18 protein-coding genes and 1 tRNA gene are annotated in these 24,440 nt (G+C 70.6%); 10 read left to right on the top strand and 9 right to left on the bottom strand.

Annotated elements, in window-relative coordinates:
- Positions 1-104 precede the first annotated feature (104 nt).
- From ACFY1E_RS14825 to ACFY1E_RS14805, 5 genes are all read left to right on the top strand, one after another.
- A complete protein-coding gene (locus ACFY1E_RS14825; protein ID WP_389075566.1) occupies positions 105-1,607 on the top strand; it encodes an FAD-binding oxidoreductase in 1,503 nt (500 codons plus the stop codon).
- Between the two features lie 5 nt (positions 1,608-1,612).
- Positions 1,613-3,265, top strand: coding sequence for a benzoylformate decarboxylase (gene mdlC / locus ACFY1E_RS14820; RefSeq protein WP_389075564.1), 1,653 nt, complete (start codon positions 1,613-1,615; stop codon positions 3,263-3,265).
- A gap of 233 nt (positions 3,266-3,498) precedes the next feature.
- A complete protein-coding gene (locus ACFY1E_RS14815; RefSeq protein WP_389075561.1) occupies positions 3,499-4,344 on the top strand; it encodes a type 1 glutamine amidotransferase domain-containing protein in 846 nt (281 codons plus the stop codon).
- 30 nt (positions 4,345-4,374) lie between these two features.
- Positions 4,375-6,054, top strand: coding sequence for a thiamine pyrophosphate-binding protein (locus ACFY1E_RS14810; protein ID WP_389075559.1), 1,680 nt, complete (start codon positions 4,375-4,377; stop codon positions 6,052-6,054).
- 2 nt (positions 6,055-6,056) lie between these two features.
- Entirely contained in the window at positions 6,057-6,662 is a 606-nt protein-coding gene (locus ACFY1E_RS14805) for a DJ-1/PfpI family protein (RefSeq protein ID WP_389075557.1), read from the top strand.
- Positions 6,663-6,702: 40 nt separating this feature from the next.
- Here the strand turns inward: ACFY1E_RS14805 and ACFY1E_RS14800 are convergent, their stop codons facing one another.
- The 4 genes from ACFY1E_RS14800 to ACFY1E_RS14785 all read right to left on the bottom strand — a co-directional run bounded on the left by ACFY1E_RS14800 (position 6,703) and on the right by ACFY1E_RS14785 (position 12,493).
- Entirely contained in the window at positions 6,703-8,064 is a 1,362-nt protein-coding gene (locus ACFY1E_RS14800; RefSeq protein ID WP_389075555.1) for a helix-turn-helix domain-containing protein, read from the bottom strand.
- 468 nt (positions 8,065-8,532) lie between these two features.
- Positions 8,533-10,641: a dipeptide ABC transporter ATP-binding protein gene (locus ACFY1E_RS14795; RefSeq protein WP_389075552.1), complete on the bottom strand. Its 2,109-nt coding sequence runs from the start codon at positions 10,639-10,641 to the stop codon at positions 8,533-8,535.
- Positions 10,638-11,513, bottom strand: coding sequence for an ABC transporter permease (locus ACFY1E_RS14790; RefSeq protein WP_389075551.1), 876 nt, complete (start codon positions 11,511-11,513; stop codon positions 10,638-10,640). The genes ACFY1E_RS14795 and ACFY1E_RS14790 overlap by 4 nt, the downstream gene beginning before the upstream one ends.
- The gene (locus tag ACFY1E_RS14785) at positions 11,510-12,493 is read right to left on the bottom strand and encodes an ABC transporter permease (RefSeq protein WP_389075549.1); all 984 of its coding nucleotides are present in this window, start codon (positions 12,491-12,493) and stop codon (positions 11,510-11,512) included. The genes ACFY1E_RS14790 and ACFY1E_RS14785 overlap by 4 nt, the downstream gene beginning before the upstream one ends.
- A gap of 173 nt (positions 12,494-12,666) precedes the next feature.
- Between ACFY1E_RS14785 and ACFY1E_RS14780 the strand changes: the two genes are divergently transcribed.
- On the top strand, positions 12,667-14,379 hold the full coding sequence (locus ACFY1E_RS14780) for an ABC transporter family substrate-binding protein (RefSeq protein WP_389075546.1): 1,713 nt from the start codon (positions 12,667-12,669) through the stop codon (positions 14,377-14,379).
- Here ACFY1E_RS14780 and ACFY1E_RS14775 read toward each other — a convergent pair.
- The 4 genes from ACFY1E_RS14775 to ACFY1E_RS14760 all read right to left on the bottom strand — a co-directional run bounded on the left by ACFY1E_RS14775 (position 14,322) and on the right by ACFY1E_RS14760 (position 20,242).
- Positions 14,322-15,599, bottom strand: coding sequence for an IS701 family transposase (locus tag ACFY1E_RS14775; protein WP_389075544.1), 1,278 nt, complete (start codon positions 15,597-15,599; stop codon positions 14,322-14,324). The genes ACFY1E_RS14780 and ACFY1E_RS14775 overlap by 58 nt on opposite strands.
- Before the next feature lie 3 nt (positions 15,600-15,602).
- Positions 15,603-17,750, bottom strand: a complete 2,148-nt coding sequence (locus ACFY1E_RS14770; protein ID WP_389075541.1) for an AGE family epimerase/isomerase — start codon at positions 17,748-17,750, stop codon at positions 15,603-15,605.
- A 4-nt stretch (positions 17,751-17,754) separates the two neighbouring features.
- A complete protein-coding gene (glgX, locus tag ACFY1E_RS14765) occupies positions 17,755-19,890 on the bottom strand; it encodes a glycogen debranching protein GlgX (RefSeq protein WP_389075539.1) in 2,136 nt (711 codons plus the stop codon).
- 264 nt (positions 19,891-20,154) lie between these two features.
- Positions 20,155-20,242: transfer RNA gene (locus ACFY1E_RS14760), tRNA-Leu, on the bottom strand.
- Positions 20,243-20,429: 187 nt separating this feature from the next.
- On the opposite strand from ACFY1E_RS14760, the gene ACFY1E_RS14755 reads away from it, so the two are divergent.
- From ACFY1E_RS14755 to ACFY1E_RS14745, 3 genes are all read left to right on the top strand, one after another.
- Complete coding sequence (locus tag ACFY1E_RS14755; protein WP_389075537.1) at positions 20,430-21,755, top strand: M20/M25/M40 family metallo-hydrolase; 1,326 nt, start codon at positions 20,430-20,432, stop codon at positions 21,753-21,755.
- 138 nt (positions 21,756-21,893) lie between these two features.
- A complete protein-coding gene (chpH, locus tag ACFY1E_RS14750) occupies positions 21,894-22,127 on the top strand; it encodes a chaplin ChpH (protein ID WP_030947654.1) in 234 nt (77 codons plus the stop codon).
- A gap of 141 nt (positions 22,128-22,268) precedes the next feature.
- Positions 22,269-23,240 (top strand): chaplin family protein, encoded by a 972-nt coding sequence (locus ACFY1E_RS14745; protein ID WP_389075535.1) that lies wholly within the window; start codon positions 22,269-22,271, stop codon positions 23,238-23,240.
- 114 nt (positions 23,241-23,354) lie between these two features.
- Here the strand turns inward: ACFY1E_RS14745 and ACFY1E_RS14740 are convergent, their stop codons facing one another.
- Positions 23,355-23,543 carry a DUF5703 family protein gene (locus tag ACFY1E_RS14740; RefSeq protein ID WP_005485166.1) on the bottom strand — a complete coding sequence of 63 codons (189 nt, stop codon included), beginning with the start codon at positions 23,541-23,543 and terminating at the stop codon, positions 23,355-23,357.
- Between the two features lie 47 nt (positions 23,544-23,590).
- Here ACFY1E_RS14740 and ACFY1E_RS14735 point away from each other — a divergent pair, with 47 nt between their 5' ends.
- On the top strand, positions 23,591-24,301 hold the full coding sequence (locus tag ACFY1E_RS14735; protein WP_389075533.1) for a hypothetical protein: 711 nt from the start codon (positions 23,591-23,593) through the stop codon (positions 24,299-24,301).
- The last annotated feature ends 139 nt before the right edge of the window (positions 24,302-24,440 follow it).

The raw sequence follows: 24,440 nt of genomic DNA, 5'->3' as shown, positions 1-24,440 counted from the left end.
TCGGCTTTCTCCTCGGTCTTCCTCCCCGGCCGGGCCGGCTCCAGGACTGTGAGGGATCCGGAGCCGGCCCGGCCCACCTGTCGACAAGAAGAGAAGGGGGAGCCATGGCACCCTCAACGACCACTCCCGCGTCGGCGGCCGCCGTACGCGCACTGCGCACCACCCTGCGGGGGAACGTGCTCGCGCCGGGCGACCCGTCCTACGAAGCGGCGCGGCGCCTGTGGAACGGCGCGGTCGACGCACGGCCCGCGGTCATCGTGCGGCCCGCCGACGAGACGGACGTGACCTGGGCGGTCCGCATCGCCCGCACCCACCGGCTGCCGCTGACCGTCCGTGGCGGCGGCCACGACTGGGCGGGCCGGGCGAGTGCGGACGACGGCCTGATGATCGACCTGTCCGCGATGCGCCGGGTCACCGTCGACCGGGCCTCCCGCACCGCCGTGGCACAGGGCGGCGCCCGGGCCGGCGACCTCGTCGAGGCCACACGGGCCCTCGGCCTCGCCCCCGTCACCGGCACCGTCAAGGCCGTCGGCTTCGCGGGCCTCACCCTCGGCGGCGGCTACGGCCTGCTCGCCGGCCGGTGCGGACTCGCCCTGGACAACCTGGTCTCCGCCCGGGTCGTGCTCGCCGACGGCCGTCCCGTCGTCGCCAGTGCCGAGCAGAACCCCGACCTGTACTGGGCGCTGCGCGGCGGAGGCGGCAACTTCGGCGTCGTCACCGAACTGCGCGTACGCCTGCACCCCATCAGCACCGTCCTCGCCGGCATGATCCTCTACCCCCTCGCCCAGGCCGCCTCCGTCCTGCGCGGCTACCGCGAGGTCATCGCCTCGGCGGCGGACGAACTGACCGTCATGACCGGCTTCTTCGGCGGCCCCGACGGACAGCCCCTGATCTACGTCCTGCCGGTGTGGTGCGGCGACATCGCCCGGGGCCGCCCGGTCATCGACCGCTTCACCGCCCTCGGCACCCCCCTGGCCGGACAGGTCTGTCCCCAGGAGTACGCGGGCGTCCTCGGCATGTTCGACCAGGTCGTCGTCGACGGCCGGCACAACGAGATGGGCACCCAGTGGCTGCCCGAACTCACCGACGCCACCATCGGGTTGATCGTCGAAGCGGCGGCCGGCGCGACCTCGCCGTACTCCGGCATGTACATCCACCACTTCCACGGCGCCGCCGCCCGTGTACCGGCCGCGGACACCGCCTTCGCGCTGCGCCGGGACCATCTGCTCGTCGAGATCGCCGCGGCCTGGGAGGGCGCCGACCGGGCCGCGCCGCACCGGCGCTGGGCGCGCGAGGTGTCCAACGCGTTCGCCGAGCACGCCCTGCCCGGCGGCTACCCCAATCTGCTCGGCCCCCAGGAGAGCCGGCGCGCCGCGGCCGCGTTCGGCCCGGGCGCCGCCCGGCTGCTGAAGACCAAGGAACGCTACGACCCGGACCACGTCTTCAGCGCGGTGGCGGCGCTCGAACCCCCCGATACCACTGCATTTTCCCGGGGCGTGACATCAGCGGCTCCGCCGCGGGCCCCCGGACCCCCAGCAGCAAAGCAGGTCGGCCCGGATGACCGGCGCGGACAGCGCGAGGCAAACCCGAGGAACTCAGGAGCCTGATCACCATGACCGAAGTGGCGAGCACCGCCCGCACCGTGCGGGACGCGACCCTGGACGTCCTGCGCGCCTTAGGACTGACGACCGTCTTCAGCAACCCCAGCCACACCGAGATGAAGCTGTTCGAGTACTGGCCCGAGGACGAGTTCCGCTTCGTCATGGGCCTGCAGGAGGCCGCGGTCGTCGGCATGGCCGACGGCTACGCCCAGGGCACGGGCGAGCCCGCCCTCGTCCTCATCAACGGCGGACCTGGCCTCGGCAACGCCATGGGCAGCGTCTACACGGCCGCCGCGGCGAACACCCCGATGGTCATCCTCGGCGGGCAGCAGGCCCGCAAGATGCTCCTCGGTGACCCGTTCCTGGTCGCCAAGGACGCCACCCAGCTGCCCAAGCCGTACATCAAGTGGGCCGGCGAACCCGGGCGTCCGCAGGACGTGCCCGCGCTGATCGCCCAGGCCTACCAGATCGCCAAACAGGCCCCGCAGGGCCCGGTGTTCGTGGCCGTCCCCGAGGACGACTGGGTCCGCCCGGCCGATCCGGAGCCGGTGCGGATCGCCGAGGTGGAGAGCGCCGTCGTACCCGATCCCGCCGTCCTCGCCCGGATAGCCGAGGCGCTCAACGGCGCCGAGCGGCCGGGTCTGGTGGCCGGCGGTCCGGTGGACGCGCAGGGCGCGCGCGGCGACCTGATCGCGCTGGCCGAGAAGCTGAACGCGCGCGTGTGGGGCGCCCCGGTGTGGAACCGCGGCGCCTTCCCCGAGAACCACCCCCTGTTCGCCGGCGTTCTGCCGCCCATCCCCGAACTGGTCAACCAGCGGCTCGGCGAGCAGCACGACGTGGTCGTCGTCCTCGGCGGCCCCGCGTTCACGCTGTTCACGGCGTGGGACCTGTTCTCGACGGCACCCGCGGACCTGGACCGGACGCCTCGGCCTCAACTCACCGCCGATGTACGGTTCCTGCACGTCACGGACAATCCGCAGGCCGCCGCGGCCACCCTGGCGAACACCAGCTTCGTGGCCCCGCCCGGCGCGGTCGTCAAGGGCCTGGTGCCGCTGGTGGAGCAGCGCGAGCGGGTCGAACTCGCCCCGGTGCGCGAGCCCGTGGCGGTACCCGAACCCTCGACGCCGCTCACCCAGGCGTACCTCTTCCACGTCCTCTCCCAGGAACTCCCCGCCGACGCCCAGCTGTTCGAGGAACTGCCCATCGCCCGCGCCGACTTCCACGAGCAGATCCCGCTCGGCGCGGACAACGGCTACTTCGCCACGGCCAGCGGCGCCCTCGGCTTCCCCTTCGCCGGCGCCGTCGGCTACGCCCTCGCGCATCCCGAGAAGCGCGCCGTGGTCGTGGTCGGCGAGGGCTCGGCGCAGTACACGCTGCACGCTCTGTGGACCGCGGCCCAGCACCGGCTGCCGGTCACCTTCGTCATCCCCGACAACTCCGGCTATCTGTCCCTCAAGTACTACCTCCAGGACCAGAAGTCCTGGCAGAAGGGCTGGGACCTCAGCGGCGTCGACATGGCCCAGCTGGCCCGCGGCTTCGGCGTGCGCGGCGAACGCATCGAGACTCCCGAGCACCTGCGCGAGTCCCTCCGCAGCGCCCTGACGGCCGACGGCCCGGTCCTCCTGGACGTCGTGGTCGCCGACCCGGGGCTGTTCCGTCTCTGACCCCGCACACCGGCATCCGACGCCCTCCGCCCGGCGCGGGGGGCGTCGTTCGTTGCGCAGTGGACAACCGTCCCGGCCACGGCCCGATTTGCCGTAGTGCGGTCTGCCACTTCGGGATGTGCGCCACCCGGAGCCCTCCCTTCTGGTACCGGCCAAACCCCGAAAACTAGACATGAGTTCGGCAGTTCGCGTGTCCGAAGCGAACACCGACCGAGCCGACCGAGAGGAACCTCATGAGCAGGCGCATCCTCGTCGTCCTGTCCGAGTACGGCTATTGGGGCGAGGAACTGATCGGCCCCCTGGAGACGTTCGACAAGGCGGGATACCACCTCACCTTCGCCACCCCGACCGGCAAGCGGCCCGTGGCGCTGCCCCCGAGCATGGACCCCGACTACGTCGACCCGCCGCTCGGCCGCTCCGTCACGACCCCGGAGATGGCGGCGAAGGTCAAGGCCGTCGAGGCCTCCGACCGCCTCGACAACCCCCTCGACCTGTCCTCCTGGCTGCCCGACCGGCCCTACCGCTCGAAGCCGTACTTCCTGCGCGACTGGGAGGCGTACAACAGCCGCGTGGAGAAGGTCCGCGACCAGATCGCCGACCGCTACGACGCCCTCCTCATCGTCGGCGGCAGCGGCCCGATCGTCGACCTCGCCAACAACTGGCGCGTCCACGACCTGATCCTCGCCTTCCACCACCTGGACCGCCCGATCGCCGCCGAGTGCTACGGCGTCGCCTGCCTGGCCTTCGCCCGCGACCAGGAGGACCGCGAGAGCATCATCCGCGGCAAGCACGTCACCGGGCACTGCATCGAGTACGACTACCTCGACGGCACCGGGTTCGTCGGCACCGACTTCAACATGGGCCCGCCGCCGTACCCGCTGGAGTACATCCTGCGCGACGCGACCGCCCCCGGCGGCGCCTACCACGGCAACTTCGGCAAGACCACCTCGGTGATCGTCGACTACCCGTTCATCACCGGGCGTTCGACGCCCGACTCCTACCTCACCGGCCAGAAGACGGTCGAGGTGCTCGACCAGGGCCTGCGCCAGTGGGGCTTCCGGGCCGCCGCCCAGTCGTAGCCACCGATCCCGACGAGAGGCGGTACCACCATGGACAGCAGGCCGGCCCGGGCGGCGTTCCTCGAACAGCTCGCCGTCGACGGGGTGCCGTACATGTTCGGCAACCCCGGCACCGTCGAGCAGGGCTTCCTGGACGAGCTGCGCCACTTCCCGGCGATCGAGTACGTGCTGACCCTTCAGGAGGCGGTGGCCGTCGGCATGGCGGACGGCCACGCCCGCGCCACCCGCCGCCCGGCTGTCGTCCAGCTGCACTCCGGGGTGGGGCTCGGCAACGGCATCGGCATGCTCTACCAGGCGAAACGCGGCCACGCCCCGCTCGTCGTCCTGGTCGGCGAGGCCGGCCTGCGCTACGAGGCGATGGAGGCGCAGATGGCCGCCGACCTGGTGGCCATGGCCGAGCCGGTGACCAAGTGGGCGACGCGGGTCGTGGACCCCGACTCCACGCTGAGGGTGCTGCGCCGCGCGTTCAAGGTGGCCGGCACCCCGCCGTACGGGCCGGTCCTCGTCGTGCTGCCCGCCGACGTGATGGACCGGCCCACGCGCGAGGAGGCGGTGCCGGTGTCCTACCCCGACACCGCCTCCGCACCAGACCCGCAGTCGCTGGAGCGCGCGGCGGAACTGCTCGCCGGGGCGCGCAAACCGATCGTGATCGCGGGCGACGGGATCCACTTCTCCGGCGCACAGGCAGAGCTGGGGCACCTGGCCTCGGTCTGGGGTGCGGAGGTGTGGGGCGCCGACTGGGCCGAGGTGAACCTGTCAGTCGAACATCCGGCCTATGCGGGACAGTTGGGCCATATGTTCGGTGAGAGCAGCCGTCGTGTCACCGGTGCGGCGGACGCCGTCCTGCTGTGCGGCACCTATGCGCTGCCCGAGGTCTTCCCGGCCCTGGAGGGCGTCTTCGGCGAGGGCGTGCCGGTGGTCCACATCGACCTGGACACCGACGCGATCGCCAAGAACTTCCCGGTGGACATCGGCCTGGTCGCCGATCCCAAGCGGTCCCTCGCACTGCTCGCCGACGCGATCGAGGCCCGTATGGGCCGCGAGGACCGTACGGCGGCCCAGGACCGGCTGCGACGAGGCGCCGCCGAACGGGCCGAGGCCCGGGCGGCCGCCGCCCGCAGCGCTCGCGAGCGGGCCGACGCGGCGGAACTCCCGCACATCGCCTTCGCCGAGGAACTGGCGGCCCAACTGCCGGACGACATCGTCCTGTTCGACGAGTCACTCACCGCCAACCCGGACCTGTTCGGGCCCCTCCCGGCGGCCGAGCCCGGCCGCTGGCACCAGACCCGCGGCGGCTCCCTCGGCGTCGGCATCCCCGGCGCGCTCGGCGCCCAACTCGCCCGCCCCGACGCCACGGTGGTCGGCTTCACCGGCGACGGCGGCAGCATGTACACCTTCCAGGCGCTGTGGACGGCGGCCCGGCACGACATCGGCGCCAAGTTCGTTGTCTGCAACAACAGCAGCTACCGGCTGCTGGAACTCAACATCGACCAGTACTGGAAGGAACAGGGGATCCCGGTCCACGAGCACCCGGGGATCTTCGACCTCTCCCGGCCGGCCATCGACTTCGCCGCCCTGTCGAGGTCGCTGGGCGTGCCCGCGCTGCGCGTGGAGAAACCGGGCCAGGTCGCGGCGGCCGTCGACGAGGCGCTGTCGCACCGCGGCCCGTTCCTGATCGACCTGGTCACCGAACGGGGGAGGGGACGGTAACGGTGCGACTGACGGGTCACAAGATCGCCGTACTGATGGAGAGCGACTTCTACGAACCCGAGATCCTCTACTACGCGCGCCGCTTCCCCGAGGAGGGCGCCGAGGTCCACTTCCTGTCCCGGCTGTGGGGCGAGAAGGAGATGACCTTCCAGGGACACGAGCACCGGATGCCGTTCACGGTCGGCGAATCCTTCGAGGACGTCGACGAGTTCGCGCTGAAGGAGTTCAGCGCCGTCATCGTCCCCTCCGGCATGGTCGCCGACCGGCTGCGCTACACCGAGGACCCGGACCGGCTCCCGCCCGCCGTAACGTTCCTGCGCCGTGCGTTCGCCGACCCCGCCATCCTCAAGGGGATCATCTGCCACGGCATGTGGCTCGCGGCCCCGGTGCCGGGACTGGTCCGCGGCCGGCGTGCCGTGGTCCACAACAACCTGCTGGGCGATCTGCGCAACATGGGCGGCAGCTACGTCGACCAGGACGTCGTCGTCGACGACGACCTCGTCACCGCCCGCACCGGCGAGCACTGCCATCTCTTCGCACGCACCATCATCGACCTGCTCGCCGCACACGGTACGAGAAGCTCCGGCACCGGCTTGTGGGCGCGGTGAGCTGATGAACACTCACGGGGGAACGCGCCGAGCGGGCCGGTCAGCTCTGGTGCTGCTGCTGGCCGGTCAGGGCCTGCGCGGGGTCATAGGTCGTGGGCATCCCGGAGGCCTGCAGCGCCTGGTCGTAGGCCTCCAGGGCCTCCTTCGCGCGGCCCTGGCGCTTCCACACGTCACCGAGGTGGCGCCATTCCTGCGCGGTCTCGTACGACGCGGCGAAATGCCTCAGCTGGCGGGTCGCCGCGTGCAGGCCCTGCAGGCCCTCCTCCGTCTCCCCGCGCAGCAGATGGATCTCGGCGATCCTGACGCGTGCCCCGACCGCCTCGACGCGCGGGCCCGAACTGAGCAGTCCGAGGGCGCGCCGGGCATGGGAGACGGCCTCGTCCCACCGGCCGAGCTGGGTGTTCGCGTCGATCAGGCAGATCTCGCACCTGGCCTGCTCCACGGCGGTGCCGAGTTCCGCGAGCGTCTGTCCCGCATCCTGAAGGAGTTCCAGGGCACGGGCAGGGTCGGGCACCTCGGACTGCAGTTCCAGCCAGGCCACCGTCATCTTGAGCATCGCCACATGCCGCAGGTTGTCGTCGTCGGCCATCATCGCCAGGGCCCGCTCGGTCAGCGCGAGCGCCTCCGGGAGCTGGCGCCGGGAGAGGGCGACCAGCCCCGCGTTCCAGTACACCGCGCCGCGGCCCGCGCGCCCGCCGTGCTCCTCCGCCACCGGGACGAGCTTCTGGGCGAGGAGGTGGGCGCGGGTGATGTCGCCGCGCATGAGGTACGACCCGATGAGCGTCGCACCGACCTGGATGTGGTCCACGGTGACGTCCAGGCCGAGCGCATCCAGCCTGGCCATGGCCCGCTCGCCGATCTCGATGCCGAGGGTGATGTCGCCCATGTTGCGGTAGCAGCGGCTGAGGGCGACCTGCACACGGCACCACTCGTCGGAGCCGGCCGCGAGAGACGGGTCCTTGCCGAGTTCCTCAAGGACGGGGATGGCGGCCTCGATCCGGTCCAGCTTCTCCAGCGAGGTCGCCTGGCCGATGCGCGCGCGCAGCCGCATGTGCGGGTCCAGCAGGGCGGGTTTGGCGAGGAGTTCACCGAAGGCCTGCAGGGCCTCGCCGTTGTCGCCGTTCCGCAGCGCCATTTCGGCGAAAGAGAGCTTCAGCCTGGTGTCCTCCAGGGCGTGGTCGTCGCGACCGGTGCGCAGATGGTCCGGCGAGCACCCCAGTTTCGTGGCGAGAGCGGAGAGCACCGCATCCGAAGGAGCCCTTTTCCCTGATTCGATGAGCGAGATGTAGCTCGCCGAGATATCCGAGGAGGCCAGATCCTGCTGCTTCAGACCGAGTTTGACGCGGAGGGTCCGGATGCGCCTGCCCAACTCGACCGGAGATGCGCTTTCTGTTTGATCCATTTGGCTTCCCAGGGGTGAGCACATGACTTGAGATGTCATAGATCACAATACCAGCATGACTGGGCCACGCCAATGGGCTTGACCTGGCTGTGGCCTGGAGCGGCCGAAAACCTCCTGCTCCGCTTGTGGTTGCCATGTGCGCGAACAGGACACGGAAATTCCGATTCCCATAACGCGAATTACAATCCCTATTTTACTGAAACGCACTTGACTGGCGAAGTAATGTTCGATTGACTCTCCTCGTAAATAAAAACCTCTAGGGGGAATGGAGAAAAGGAGTGATTCACAAACTCGCCGCAATACTTGTGGCTGTGCTGTTCGTCGCCGGACTGGTCGGCGGCGGGACCTTCCTCGCAGAAGGAGGGGCGTCCGTGCAGACGGTCGTGCCCGCAAAGGAAAACGGCCCGGCGGGCGGCGGCTGCTGCTGAACCGGCCGGCGCACCTCGGCCGGCTGCCGTAAGGGGAGCCCTACCCGGATACGCCCCGAGGGCCCGTGAGCGGAAAATGACAGGCGACCGAACGGCCACCCCCCACAGCCTGTTTCAGGGTCGCCGGGATTTCCCGTTCACACCTGCGCTGTTCCTCCCGTCGAAGTGAAGCGAACACGGGGCAGCGTGTCCGGAACCGGCATCCCGTCGCGTACGCGCCGTCCGTCGACGGATCGCCCCGTAGGACAACGGTCGTACGTGTCCGCTGCAGCGCGGGATCAGGCACCGACACCGCGTCGAGCAGCGCCCTGGTGTACGGGTGGGCAGGCCACTCGAACACCTCCTGGACCTCGCCGGTCTCGACGACGCGACCGGCATGCATGACCGCGACCCGGTCGGCCAGCTGTCGCACCACGGCCAGGTCGTGCGAGACGAACAGACAGGACGGGCCGGGATCCTCCCTCAGCCTGCGCAGCAGATCGAGGATCCCCGCCCCCACGGACACATCGAGCGCGGACAGCGGTTCGTCCAGCAGCAGTAGCCGCGGCCGGGCGGCCAGGGCCCGGGCGATGGCGATGCGCTGCCGCTGGCCGCCGGAGAACCGGTGCGGGCAGGCGGACAGGTGCTCCGGGCCGAGCCCGACGAGCCGCAGCACCTCCGCCACCCGCGCGGCCACCCGGTCGGCCGGCATCCGCTGCACCCACAGCGGCTCGGCGACGATGTCACCCACCGGCATCCGCGGATCCAGGCTCGACATCGGGTCCTGGGGCACGATCTGCACCGCACTCCGCAGCCGCCGGGCCGCCTCACGCGACAACGACGAGGTGTCCTGCCCGAGGATCTCGATCGTCCCGCTCTGCGGGACTGCCAGGGAGACCACTTCGAGCAGCGTGGTGGACTTCCCGGCCCCGGACTCTCCCACGAGCCCCAGGGTCTCGCCCCGGCGCACCTCCAGATCGACCGACTCCACGGCGCGTACGACACGTTCGGCCGCCGCCCGTCGCCCCCGCCGCAGGCGTGACGGGCCCGACGGGTTCCATGGCCCGAAGGCGCCGGGCGCGGGATAGGACCTGGCGAGCCCGGTGATCCTCAGAACCGGCTCCGCCTCGGGCCCTCCCGCGCGCGGCCTCCGGTACACGGACGGCGGAAACAGCTCGGCGGAGCTGCGCTTCACGGCCTCGTCGCCCCGATGGCAGGCGGCCACATGCCTCTCACCCCCCAGGAGTTCGGGCATCCGCTCCCGGCACTTCTGCTCGGCGAGCGGACACCGCGGGGCGAAGGCGCAGCCCGGCCCGCTGCCACCCGCGGCGGGCGGCTCGCCCGGCACGGGGGTGGGCGGAGTCTCCCCGTCGACGCGGGGCACGGACCCGATCAGCCCCTTGGTGTACGGCATCCGGGGCCGCGCGAAGAGCGCATCGACGCCGGCGCTCTCCACGATCCGCCCGGCGTACATCACCGCGACCCGGTCCGCCGTGCCCGCCACCATCCCCAGGTCGTGGCTGACCAGCAGCAGTGCCGCGCCCGTGGCCCGCCGTGCCGTCGTGAGCGCCTCGAGCACCTGGGCCCGCACGGTGACGTCCAGGGCGCTGGTGGGTTCGTCGGCCACGATCACCTCGGGGCGGCCCGCCATCGCCATGGCGATCATGGCCCGTTGCCGCATCCCGCCCGACAGCTGATGCGGGTAGGAGCGGGCGGCCCGGTCCGGCTCCGGCACCCCGAGCGCGTCCAGCAACTCGGTCGCAGCCCGCAGCGCCGACTCCCGCCCCGGCCGCGGGCGTTGATGGATGCGCAGCACCTCACCGATCTGGTCCCCCACCCGCTGCACCGGGGTGAACGCGCTCAGTGCGTCCTGGAACACCATGGCGATGTGCCGTCCCCGCACCCGGGCGAGTTCGCGCACGGGCAGCCCGACCAGCTCCCGCCCGAGCAGCCGCACCGAACCGCTCACCTCCACCCCGGGCGGGCACAGACCGAGCAGCGCCAGCGCGGTGAGGCTCTTCCCCGCCCCCGACTCGCCGACCAGTCCGAGGACTTCCCCCCGGCGCAACCGGAGATCGACACCGTGCACCAGCGGCACCCCGGCCGATCGGCGGCTCCCCGCCCGCCCGACCCGCAGCCCCCGTACGTCGAGCACCACCTCGCCCGTCACACCCGGCTCCCCGCTTCCCCGCCCACCACCACCGCCTCGGGATCCAGCGCAGCCCGCAACGCATCCCCGATGAGATGGAACCCCAGCACGAGCAGCACCAGCAGCCCCGCCGGGAAGTAGAACATCCACGGGTACGTCGTCGGGACGTCCGCGGCATCCGCGATCAGCGTGCCGAGGGACACGTCGGGCGGCTGCACCCCGAAGCCGAAGTACGACAGTCCGGTCTCGCTGATGACGGCCCCGGCCACCGCCACCGTCGCGTCGGTGACGAGGAAGGACGCCATGTGGGGGAGGATGTGCCGCCGGATGACCACGACCGGACGGATCCCCATGTGCCGGGCCACCAGCACGAACTGACGCTCCTTGAGCGACCGGGTCATCGCCCGCACGGCCCGTGCCGTCACCATCCAGCCGAACGCGGCGATCAGCCCGACGTACGCCGGCCAGCCGAGAGCTCGCAGCCGCGGCGCCACCACCACCAGGACCAGGAACGCCGGCACCACCAGCATCAGGTCCACCAGAAGCATCAGCGCGCGGTCCGCCCAGCCCCCGAAGTACCCCGCGCACACCCCCACGACCGCGGCGAGCCCCGTCGAGAAGCCGGCCGCCAGCGCCCCGATGAGCAGCGACTTCTGCAGCCCCCGTGCGCACTGCGCGTAGACGTCCTGGCCGATCCGGTTGGTGCCGAGCCAGTGCCGGGCGTCCGGCGGCCGGTGCAGCGCGGAGTAGTCGATGTCGGCATAACCCCACCCCGTCAGATGCGGTCCGGCGAAGGCGAAGAGGAACAGACCGAGCAGCAGCGCCCCGCCCGCCACCGCGCCCGGTGAACGGACCAGCCGCCGCCGTACCGCCGCCCCCCGCGCGGATCTCACGCGTACCGCACCCGCGGATCAAGCGCGCTGTGCAGCAGATCGGCGACCAGTCCGGCCAGCAGGACGAGCGCGGCGCTGAACACCTCGACCGCCATGGCCGCGTTCACATCGCCCCTCTGCACGGACTCGATGAACCAACTGCCCATGCCGTGCCAGCCGTAGATCTTCTCCGTGAACACGGCGCCCGTGAACAGCGTCAGGAATCCGAAGGAGAAGAACGCCGTCAGCGGAATCAGCGAGGTCCGCAGGCCGTGCCGGAGCAGCGCGCGCCCGGGGGTGAGCCCCTTGGCCTGCGCGGTGCGCAGCTGGTCCGAGGTCAGGACGTCCAGCGTGGCCCCCCGCTGATAGCGGCTGTACGCGGCGATCACCCCCAAGGCGACCGAGACGGTCGGCAGCGCCAAGTGCACTGCCGCATCCCGGAGTTGGACCGCCGCGCCGCCCTCCAGACCGGGCGTCCGCTCGCCGGTGTACCGGATCACCGTGCGGCCCGCCGTGTCATTGACCGTGAGCGCACCCGCCTGCAGCAGCAGCCCCAGCACGAACGGCGGCACCGACAGCACCGCGAAGGAGAACAGCGTCAGCGCCCGGTCGGGCAGCCGGCCCCGGCGCACCGCCGCCCACACCCCGGCCAGCACCCCCAGCACCGTGCCCACGACCGTCCCGACGATCAGCAGCCGCGCGGTGACCCCCACCCGCCGGCCGAACTCGGCGTCCACGGACGTGCCGTCGAGGGTGCGGCCGAGATCGCCGTGCAGGGCCCGCCACGCCCAGTCGCCGAACCGCTCGGTGACCGGAGTGCCGCTGTCGAGCCCGATTTCGGCGAGCCGCGCATCGACCACGGCGGCCGGCGGCCGGGGCGTCCGGTCCTCGAAGTAGGACCGCGGATCGAGCGCCGCGGAGGAAATCAAATAGCAGAGAAACGTTGAAGCGAGAAGCAATATCAGGCAGTTCGTCAGACGTTTTGCCAACAATGCGAGCATCGGGTGTCGGACTCCTCGGCAACCCGTCGGCTTCATGTGCTTGACATGGGCCAATGTTAAGCTCGCCGCCGCCTCTTGAAGACGTGTTTGCGCTTTCTTACGGCAGAATGCTCGCCGAAGGGCCCGCCGCGTTAGCGGCAGGTGTTGCCGTCACACGGGGAGAGGGCATCGCAATGACGGGGTACCGCATACGCGGCAGACGGTTGTGGCCCGCGGTGGCCTTGATCGCCCTCTGTGCTCTGCTCGGCGGCTGCACCGGGGCCCACGGCCGTGCCGCCCCCGGCACCAGCAGCTCCAGCGCGGCGGTCCCGGCCTACGGCCGCACCGACGTCAACCCCCGCCCGCGCGGCGAACTCCGGCAGGGCGGCACCCTCACCCTGCCGATCTACCAGTGGCTGACGCAGTTCAACTACTACCAGGCGGACGGCACCCTTGACGACGTCTTCACGGTGGTCAGCATGCTGGAGCCGCGCCTGTTCACCCGCGACGCCGAAGGCGCTCCCCGGCGTGCGCCGGACTACCTGCGCTCGGCCTCCGTCACCTCCACCACCCCCCAGACGGTCACCTACCGCCTCAACCCCGAAGCGAGGTGGTCCGACGGAAAGCCGCTCGGCTGGCGGGACTTCGCGGCCCAGTGGCGTGCGCTGGGCACAGGAGACGCGCGGTACCGGATCGCCGATCCGAGCGGCTACGAGGACATCGCCTCGGTGCGTCAGGGTGCGGACGCACACGAGGTGAAGGTCACCTTCAAGCGGCCCTTCGCCGAATGGCAGCGGCTGTTCACGCCGCTGTACCCGGCCGCCGGTTTCGGCAACCCGGCGGACTTCAACACCGGTTGGCAGGGCAAGGCGCCGATCACGGCGGGAGCCTTCAGGATCGGTTCGCTGGACGACACAGGCCAGACCCTGACCCTCGTACCCGACCCCGCCTGGTGGGGCACCCACCCCCGCCTCGACCGGGTCGTCTTCCGCACCCTCGACCCCACGACCGCCGTCCAGGCCTTCCTCAACGGCGAGATCGACGCCGTCAACGCCGCCTCCGCCGACCTCTACGACCGGCTCAAGCACGCCGGCGACACCGACATCCGCACCGGCTCCGCCTGGGACGACGTCCAGGTCGCCCTGAACGGGGCCGCGGGGCCCCTCGCGGACGTCCAGGTGCGCCGGGCCGTACTGCGGGCCATCGACCGCCATGCCCTCGCCGAGGTGGCGGGCACCGGCCTGCCGGTCGGGGTGCCGCTGCTCGGCAACCACTTCTTCATGACCAACCAGCCCGGATACGCCGACAATTCCGCTGCGCTCGGCACGTACGACCTGAAGGCCGCAGAGCGAATTCTGGATGAGCAGGGATGGCACCGCACGGGCACCAGCGGCACCCGCAGCAAGAACGGGCAGGAGTTGCGGCTGCGTTTCGTGCTCAGCCAGTCCACCAACCGACTTGGTCTCGACCTCTCCCAGCTGATCCAGCAGATGCTCCAGCGCGCGGGAATTGCGGTGGAGATCCAGAAAGTCCCTGCCGACGACTACCTCCCCAAGTACCTCAACCGCGGGAATTTCGACCTGGCGATCTTCCGATTCAGAGGGCTGACCTATCCCAGCACCCTGTACCCCGTCTACCGGCGCCCGAGGGACGGCCAGTTCTACGAGAACTACGGCAGGATTTCCAGCCCCGCGATCGACGCCCTGCTCAGCCGTGCCGTGCACACCCTCGACGCAGGACGCCGCAACCAGCTCTACAACCAGGCCGACCGCCTGATCTGGCAGCTTGGTCACGACGTCCTGCTCTACCAGCGCCCGCAGGTGCTCGCGGTCAGGAAGGGCCTCGCCAACTACGGCGTGCCCGGCCTCGGCGACATCGACTTCACCGCCGTCGGCTGGCCGCGGTAGGGCCGGCTCAGCGTGTCGTAGCCCATCGCCACCGAGGCGAGCGTGACGTGATGGTGCCAGCCGCGGAAGGAGCGGCCCTCGAAGTCGGCGAGCCCGAAGTCCTGCTGGAGCCGGCCGAGGCTCTCGCCCGACAGCGTCCGCAGCTGCGCCAGCGGCAGCACGTCCGACAGCCTGCGCCCGGGCAGATTGGTCAGCCAGTACGTACGCGGGGTGGGCCGGCCGTACGGCCAGTCGGTGACCAGGTGCCTCGGCCGCTGCGGCGGCTGCGCCCCCGCGGACCGGGCGCCCGCACCCCCGCCGTGGGGCGCCTCGGTCAGCAACAGGGCCGGAGCGGACAGGACCTGGGACTGCCGCATCCGGGCCGTCGTCCGGTCCTGCCAGGCGATCGGCATCCGCTTGCGGTGCTGGACGGCGTGCACGGCGAGCTCCGTCAACGTCCCGCTGCCGTACGGGGATCCGGCGCACGGCCTGGGCAGGGTGACCGCGGTGCTGGGCGAGGCCTCGACCAGGTACGCAAGGCCGCGCGCCTCGAGCCCGCGCAGCAGGGGCGCCACATCGGCCTCACCGCGCCAGTCCACCAGCACCGGCAGCGGCTCCAGGTACCACTCCTCCAGCATTTCGTCGACGGCCTCCAGGATGTACCGCCAGCGCGGCCGGGAGCGCTCCTGGGGCGGCAGATGCGCCTGGGTGCGCAGCCGCTCGTCGCGGTCCCAGCGGGCCGGCAGCATCAGCCGCCAGCTGACCGGGACCCCGCCGTGCCGGCCCACCAGCGAAGTGGCCAGCGCCAACTGGCAGTTGACGGTGCGCTCCAGCGAGGGCGCGTACTGCCGGGCCACACCCACCGAGCGGTCGCCGTTCTTCGCGAAGACGACCTCGTCGACGCACCAGGCTTCCGAACGGAAGGCCCGGCTCAGCTGCCCGGCGAGCCGCCGGCGCACCGGACCGCACGGCCACGGGCTCTGGTTGACGAACTGCTGGATCTGCTGGACGGCCCGGCGGCCAAGGACCTGCTCGGAGATGCGGGCCGGGGTCTTGCGGCCGGGCACTCCGAGCAGTCCGCGGACATAGACCTCGCCCCAGCGCCGCTGGTCGGAGCGGCTCAGGGTGCCGAAGAGGTCCTGGCAGTAGGCCGAGAGGTCCACCGGCTCTACGGGCACCTCGTAGGGCGGGCCGAAGTCCGGCTCCGCGGCAAGGATTCCGGGGGGCATGGTGGTGGTCACGGTTCAGTCCTCCTCGCCCTCTAGCAGGAAGGCGTCAGTGGCCATCAGGGCTTCGCGGACCTCGGGCAGGACCGCGCCGACGACGACGAAGTCGACGTCGAGCCCTGCCTTGGTGCGCTGCACGAGCAGTTCGTTGACCGCGGGCCGGCACATCTCGCTGACCTCGGACAGATGGAACTCCACCCGCCGGGGTCCCGCGGCCATCACCTCGCCGAGCACCCGGCGGAACTTGTCCAGTTCGCCTGCGTCGACCGCGCCGCCGCACCGGACGTGCGCGGTGCCGCCGTCGAACTCGCTGCGCATCCTCAGGCGCATCTGCACGGGCTCCAGCTCCACCCGCACCCGCACCGGCCCGTCGCTCTCGGGGAGCTTCACGGTCAGCTGCTTGGCGTCGAAGTGGTGGTGCTCGCGCCCGTCGACCCACACCCGGGTCAGCTCCACCGAGCCGGGCGGCAGCAGGTCTGGCGCCACCCGCAGTTCACGCTCCGGCAGGTCGTCGGGGCGCGGCCGGAAGTACAGGGTGAGCGGCTCGTGGCTGATCAGCAGACCGGTGTAGGCGGCCGCCAGGTAGCACAGCTCCAGCGAGTGGTAGCCGGCCATGGCGTGCGAGCCCTTGAGCCGCTCGGTGCCCACCAGATACGGGATCCCGTCGGCCAGCACATTGAAGTAGACCCCGCCGTCCTGGTGGTCCAGGAAGAAGGCGTTGTAGAAGGAGGCGGCCTCCCGCGCGAGCCTGAGCGACTCGGGGTCGTCCGCCGTCCCCGCCAGGATCAGATAGGCGAGGATCGCCTGCTCCTGCTGCCACCAGGCCTTGCGGTCGTGCCACACCATCCGGTGGATGCCGCTGTCCGCGTCCGCCCGCCGCTCCACCACGTCGTACCAGCCGCCGCGCTGCTGGTCGCTGCCGACCGGCGGCATGATCTCGGCGATCCGCCGGGCGGTCTCGGCGTACTCCTGCTTGTCGTGCAGGGCCCGGATCCGGGTCAGGTTCCAGGCGATCTTCAGGTTGTGCCCGACCACCGCCCGGTCCTGCTGCCAGCCCCAGGTGCGGTCCGGACTCCAGTCCTCGTGGAAGCGCTCCTGCACGAAGGGACTGTCCGGCTCGTCAGGGAAGCGGGCCACGATGGTGTCCGCGGTCTCCTCCAGGAGCTCGGCGAAGTCCTCGCGGCCGGTGGCCAGATAGGCGTTGATCAGATACGCCGGGGCGTGGTCGCCCACCGAGTTCCAGTTCTTGCGGGAGCGGTTGCGGCCCAGCGCGTCGTCACAGGGGGAGAGGTTGATCGGGTCGATGTGCGAGAAGAAGCCCCCGCGCTCCTCATCACGGAAGTACCGCTGGAACAGGGCGACCGTCCGGTCGATGTCCTCCAGGATCCGCGGATCGCCGGTCACCCGGTACGTCTGGGTCGGCCCGGCCAGCGCATAGATCTGCTCGTACATCGGGATGGCGTCGAAGTCGTCCCCGAACTCCGAGGCGTACACCTTGCGCCGCCCGGTCGGTGTGATGTCCATGCCGTGGTACCAGTAGACGATCCCGTCCTGCTTGTCGTCGACGCGCATGTACTGCCGTAAGTACTCGGTCCCGCTCTCGGCCGCGTCCAGGAACCGGTCCTCGCCGGTCAGCAGATACGCGGTCGAAAGGCCGTACACCAGCCGGGAGATGGTGTCGGTCTCCTGCCGCACGTTCGCACCCGCGTGCTCGGGCAGGTGCGCCCCGTCGAGGGTCAGGTGGGTGCGGTAGTTGCGCCAGTCGAACTTGCCGTCCGGGAACTGGCCGCGCAGATAGAAGTCGGCGATCGCCGCGGCCTGCTGCACCCACCAGTTGGGGTGCTCGAAGACGTAGTGGCCGCGGCTCTCCTCGGGGAAGGTGATCTCCTTCGCCTCGAAGCGTGAGCCGCCCTCCCACTCGTAGAAGATCCCGTACGCGAACAGGAAGCGCCCGGTGCCCAGCATGTCCCGGGTGCGCGAGGTGGTGTCGTGGTAGGGGTCGCCCAGGTTGCGGACGATGCGGGAGACGACGTTGCGGGCCAGGTGCACGGTGAACTCGCGGCCGTCGGAGGTGCGCAGCCCGAAACGGTGCTGGGTGGGGCTGTGGTACGTCACATATCCCGCGAGGGTGTCGGAGAAGATACGGCGGTCGGTGGTGGCACTCATCTCGTCACGTGCCCTTCTCGTCGGGTAGCGCCACAAGGAGGACGACACTGCGGCCGTGGGCGTGGAAGACGGCCCCGTCGACCGGTTCCTCCGCGCCGGCGGGCAGCAGGTCGTGCGGCCCGGAGCAGGCCGTGTCCAGGACCCGGAACCAGCGGTGGCCCTCGACGGGCGGCAGCTCGAAGTCCAGGCCCAGGTGGTACATGTTCAGGATCAGATGCAGGTCGGGGTCGCCGTCGAAGCCGCCGAGCGTGGCCGCCAGCACCCGGGCGTCCGCGTGGTCCCAGCCGGGGCACAGCAGCTTGGTGCCGTGCCAGGTGACGTCGGCCTGACCCCGTTCGTTGCGGCGCTCGGTGAAGAAGCGGGCCTCGCGGAAGGTCCTGAAACGCTTGCGAAGCCCGATGACCCGTTCGGTGAAGGAACGTATCTCCGTTTCCTTCTCCGCCTGGTCCCAGTCCAGCCAGGAGGTCTCGTTGTCCTGGCAGTAGGCGTTGTTGTTGCCCTGCTGGCTGTTGCGGAACTCGTCCCCGGCGAGCAGCATCGGCACGCCCCGGCTGAGCATCAGGATCGACAGGAAGTTCTTGATCTGCCGCACCCTGAGCCGCTCCACCTCCTCGGAGTCCGTCGGGCCCTCCACCCCGCAGTTCCAGCTGAAGTTCTCGTGCGCACCGTCGGCGTTCGACTCGCCGTTGGCGTGGTTGTGCTTGTGCTGGTACGAGACCAGGTCATTGAGGGTGAAGCCGTCGTGGCAGGTCACGAAGTTGATGCTGTTGGTGGGCAGCACCTGCTGCGGGAAGAACAGGTCCGCCGATCCCCCGAGCCGGGAGGCGATCTCCCCGACCAGGCCCGCGTCCCCACGCACGAAACGCCGTACGTCGTCCCGGAACGGCCCGTTCCACTGCGCCCAGCGCTTCCCCGGGAACCGGCCGACCTGGTACAGCCCGCCGCCGTCCCACGGCTCCGCGATGATCTTCGTCTCGGCGAGCACCTGCGACAGCTCGATCGCCCAGAGGGACGGTGGTACGGCCATCTCGTAGCCCATGGGCCCGCGGGACATCTCCGAGGCAAGGTCGAAGCGGAAGCCGTCGACATGGTGCTCGGTCACCCAGTACTCCAGGCACTCCAGGATGAACTTGGTGACCATGGGATGGTTGGCGTTGACCGCGTTCCCGCAGCCCGTGAAGTCCATGTAGCGGCTGCGGTCCTGCGGCCACAGGTGGTAGTACGCCTCGTTGGCCAGGCCCCGGAAGCTGATCGTCGGCCCGTACTCGTTGCCCTCGCTGGTGTGGTTGAAGACCACGTCGAGGATGACCTCGATGCCCGCCCGGTGCAGCGCCTTGACCATGTCCCGGAACTCGGTGATGTGCCCGGCCAGATGGGGCTCGGCGCAGTAGCCGGTGTGCGGGGCGAAGAAGCCGTACGGGTCGTAGCCCCAGTAGTTGTGCAGCAGTGTGCCGTCCGGGCCGGTGCGCAGGATCTGCGTCTCGTCGAAGTCGAAGACGGGCAGCAGTTCCACGGCGGTGATGCCGAGCCGCTTCAGCTCCGGGATCTTCTCCACGACCGCGGAGAAGGTGCCGGGGTGGGCGGCGCGCGAGGTGGGCGAGGCGGTCAGGCCGCGGACGTGCATCTCGTAGATGACCGTGTCCGCCATCGGCGTCCGTAACGGACGGTCGCCCTCCCAGTCGTAGTCGTCGAGGTCGACGACCAGGCTGCGCATGCAGTGCTCCACGTTGTCCCCGCCGCCGATGGCGTGCGTGCGGTCCCAGCAGCTGTTGATGTTGGCCCGCGCATACGGGTCGAGGAGCACTTTGCGGTGGTTGAAGCGGGTCCCCGAGTGGTGGGTGTTGCGGGGGCCGTCGATCCGGTACGCGTACACCTGCCCCGGGCCGATCCCGGCCACATGGCAGTGCCAGAAGTGGAAACTGCGGTGCCGCTCGGGGTGCAGGCGCACGACCCGGGACGGCAGCGGTGCGTCGCAGCGGTCGAACAGCAGGAGGTCGACGCGCGTCGCGTGCTCGGAGAAGAGCGAGAAGTTCACGCCGTCGGCGTCGACGGTGGCGCCCAGGGGCTGTGGGCGCCCCGGTGTGACTCTCGGGACGGCCTCCGGCCGACGCTCCATCGTCAGGCTTCCCTGGGTCTTCACAGAGCTTCACCTCTTGTCACCTGGGAGTCACTGGCTCCGAACCAGTCAACAAGCCCTGTAAGGTCGAGTCAAGTGAATTGTAAATCCGGAGGGCGTCACGGAGCCCGGCGCGCGCTGGGGCGCACAGGGGGAGCTGGGGCTTCGCCGGACCTCGGGGAATCTTGCGGAATCCGCGCGGGAACGGCGCCGGACGACGGGTTGCGGCCGGATCGGCCGTGAACGTACGACGAAGCCCCCGGCCGCTGAGCGGCCGGGGGCTTCGGCTGGTGTCCGAGGGGGGACTTGAACCCCCACGCCCGATAAAGGGCACTAGCACCTCAAGCTAGCGCGTCTGCCATTCCGCCACCCGGACAAGGTGTCTGTCGTGCGGGGTTTCCCCCGCGGCGACGAAGGAAACATTACCAGGCTTTCGAGAGCTCCCCGGTCACCCCCCGCCCGGCGTGAACGGCGTGTGACGGGCGGGGTCCGGTCTTGGGGAGCGGCTGGGCGGAGAGGGAGGATGAGGGGAACCACCAGCAGTGACAGCGGGAGGAAGCAGCGTGAGCGAGACGGACACGGCCAGGGGCGTCACCGGCGAGGACGAGGTCGTGGACCTCTGCCGCGAGCTGATCCAGATCGACACCAGCAACTACGGCGACCACTCCGGGCCGGGTGAGCGGGAGGCGGCCGAGTACGTCGCGGAGAAGCTCGCCGAGGTGGGTCTCGACTCGAAGATCTTCGAGTCGTACCCGGGCCGGGCGTCCACGGTCGCCCGGATCGAGGGCGAGGACCCGTCGCGGCCCGCGCTCCTCATCCACGGCCACCTCGACGTCGTACCGGCCAACGCCGACGACTGGACCCACCACCCCTTCTCCGGCGAGGTCACCGACGGCTGCGTGTGGGGCCGCGGGGCCGTCGACATGAAGGACATGGACGCCATGACCCTGGCGGTCGTGCGTGACCGGCTGCGCAGCGGGCGCCGGCCCCCGCGTGACATCGTCCTCGCCTTCCTCGCCGACGAGGAGGCGGGCGGCACGTTCGGCGCCCGGCACCTGGTCGACAAGCACCCCGACCTCTTCGAGGGCGTCACCGAGGCGATCAGCGAGGTCGGCGGCTTCTCCTTCACGGTCAACGAGCAGCGGCGGCTCTATCTGATCCAGACGGCCGAGAAGGGCATGCACTGGATGAAGCTGACCGTGGCCGGCACCGCCGGGCACGGGTCGATGATCCACCGGGACAACGCCATCACCGAGCTGTCGGAGGCCGTCGCGCGGCTCGGCCGGCACAAGTTCCCGGTCCGGGTGACGAAGACCACCCGGGCCTTCCTCGACGAACTCGGCGACGCGCTCGGCACCGAGCTGGACCCGGAGGACATGGAGGGGACCCTGGCCCGGCTCGGCGGCATCGCCAAGCTCATCGGCGCGACCCTCAGCAACACCGCCAACCCCACGCAGCTGGGCGCCGGTTACAAGGTCAACGTCATCCCGGGCGAGGCCACGGCGCATGTCGACGGACGCTTCCTGCCCGGGTTCGAGGAGGAGTTCCTCGCCGACCTGGACAAGATCCTCGGGCCGAAGGTGCGGCGCGAGGACGTGCACGCCGACAAGGCCGTCGAGACGACCTTCGACGGGGCGCTGGTGGACGCCATGCAGTCCGCGCTGGTGGCCGAGGACCCGGCCGCCAAGGCGATCCCGTACATGCTCTCCGGCGGCACGGACGCCAAGTCGTTCGACGAGCTGGGCATCCGCGGATTCGGCTTCGCACCGCTCAAGCTGCCCCCGGAGCTGGACTTCGCCGGCATGTTCCACGGTGTCGACGAGCGGGTGCCCGTCGACGGCCTGAAGTTCGGCGTGCGCGTGCTGGACCGCTTCATCGACGCCTCGTGACCTTCGTAATCGGCCGCACGTACGGAACGGGCCCGAGAAGGGTGAATGCGACCATCAGCTCGTAGCTCCATTACTTCCTCCTCGTTACAGGTAATGCGATCAGCAACACGAGATCGCTTTTGCCAACAAGGAGGAATAATGCTCAAGAAGGTCGTCGCTGCTGCGGCTGCCACTGGTGGTCTGGTTCTCGCGGGTGCGGGCCTGGCCGTCGCCGACGCCGGTGCTCAGGGTGCCGCGGTGCACTCCCCGGGTATCGCTTCCGGCAACGTCGTTCAGGTGCCTGTGCACGTCCCCGTGAACGTCTGCGGCAACACGATCTCCGTGATCGGGCTGCTGAACCCCGCCTTCGGCAACACCTGCATCAACAAGTGATGTCGACCCGCTGAGGGTCGTTCACGCCCGTCGGCTCCGGAGTGCGGCCATGCGCTCCGGAGCCGACCGGCCGTTTCGCGAATTTCCACATGGGATTTCGCGGGATTCCAGGTCAGGAATGAAGGCAGGGAGAATTCAGTAATGCGACAGGTCACCCGCAAGGGCCTGATGACCGTGATGGCGGCGACCGGCGTGCTCGCCGCGGCGGGCGGTTACGCCCACGCCGACTCGGGCGCGAACGGTTCCGCTTCGGACTCGCCCGGCGTACTGTCCGGCAACACGGTGCAGGCGCCGGTGCATGTGCCGGTGAACGTCTGCGGCAACACGGTCAACGTCGTCGGACTGCTCAACCCGGCGCGGGGCAACGAGTGCAGCAACGAGGGCGGGCACGGCGGTTCCGGCGGCGGGGCCCATGCCGGCGGACACTCCAGCCACTCGCCCGGCATCGGCTCGGGCAACACCGTCCAGGCGCCGGTCGACGTGCCGGTCAATGCCTGCGGCAACACGGTCGACGTCGTCGGACTGCACAATCCGGCGCGGGGCAACGAGTGCAGCAACGAGGGCGGGCACGGCGGTTCCGGCGGCGGGGCCCATGCCGGCGGACACTCCAGTGACTCGCCCGGCATCGGTTCGGGCAACACCGTGCAGGTGCCGGTCGACGTGCCGGTCAATGTCTGCGGCAACAGCGTCAACATCGTCGGCATCGGCAACGCCGCCGAGGACAACGAGTGCACCAACGGCGGTTCGGGCGGGCACTCGACGCCTCCCGGCGGCGGCCACCAGACGCCTCCGCCCGGGAACCCCGGACAGCCCGGTAATCCGGGACACCCGGGTAACCCCGGCACCCCCGGCCACCCCGGTCATCCAGGCAACCCTGGCCACCCGAGCACCCCTGGACACCCAGGCACCCCCGGTCACCCCGGCAACCCGAGCACGCCGGGCGGCTCCTCGCACACCAACCACCCGGGCACCCAGACGGTGACCCAGCCACTGGGCGGCGCTCAGCTCGCGCACACCGGCAGTGACCTGCCGATCGGCGTCGTGCTCCCGGTGGGCGCCGGGGCGCTGCTGGCGGGCGCGGTCATGTACCGCAAGGCACGCGCCTCAGTCTGATACGGCGCAAATCCATGCCAAGCACCGCAGACTTCCCCTACGGTGCGCAGAACGGAGCGGGCCCCGTGCTGGCGGGGCCCGCTCCGTTTCGGTCGCCTCCGTCCTCGCCTCAGCTCACCACGTGGCCCGCACCTGGCGGATGATCCGCCGGCGCAACCGCACCCTGCGGCTGCCGTCGCGCAGCAGGCTCAGACGGTCCAACTCCCAGTGTCCGTACTCGGCATGGTCCGTCAGCAGGCGTGTCGCGTCCTTGCGGGACACCCCGCGTGGTACGTACACGTCGACAAATTCGTATTCCGGCATCGCATCTATTGTGCGGGCTGGGGCCCGGTACGGATAGCGTCTGCACTATGTCTGATGCTGCGCAGCCCACCGCTGCCGAGGTACGAGCCGCCGCCGAGGCGGTCAAGACCGCGCTCGACCGTCACCTGGCCGCGGTCGAACGCAGGTCCGGGGAGGACGACCAGGCCGTCTACGAGGCGTTCAACGAGCTGGCCGCGGCCGCCGAGACGTACGACGAACTGCTCTACGACCGCTACGACGAGGTCACGCCCTTCGAGATCCCCGGTGCGGAGGACACGCTGCCGCCGTACACGGGCCCCGAGGAGCCGAACGCGCTGAGTGTGCTGATCCGCCGCGACTACGCCGTGGCGGACCAGCATCGGCTGCTGGCGCAGGCGCAGCGGGTGGAGGCGGCGGACGACGACGGGCGGGGAGCGGAGACCTCCGCGACCGTGCACGGGGCGCTGGGCGTGCTGTTCGGCGAGTTCGAACCGGACGAGATCGCCTCGCGCCACAAGGAGTTCGGTCTGGAGGAGGGCGACTCCACGCTCTGGGTGACGGCCACGGACGAACCGGCCGAGCCGGGCGACTGGCTGGAGGCGCCGTTCGAGCAGATCGATCCACAGCGGGTGGTCTGCCGCTTCGACGTCAGCGCGGTCTTCGACGACGAGATCGACGACGGCCGCCTCGCCGGCGTGAACGACGACGACCTCGAGGACGAACTCGACACCGACCTGGACGGCGACGAGGACCTGGAGCCACTGGACGCGGACCGCTAGCCCGGCACCGGACCGTTTTGCGGCGGCGGGGGGGGGGGGGGGGGGCCCGCGCCCCCCCCCCCCCCGCGGCCGGGGCCCGGGGGGCGGCCGGGGGGGGGGGGCGGGGGGGTGCGGGGGGGGGCGGCCGGGGGGGGGGCCG

Source organism: Streptomyces sp. NPDC001604, from assembly GCF_042893475.1.
Taxonomy (GTDB): domain Bacteria; phylum Actinomycetota; class Actinomycetes; order Streptomycetales; family Streptomycetaceae; genus Streptomyces.
The sequence above is the reverse complement of the archived record's forward strand: the minus strand, read 5'-3'. Positions and strand labels throughout refer to the sequence as shown.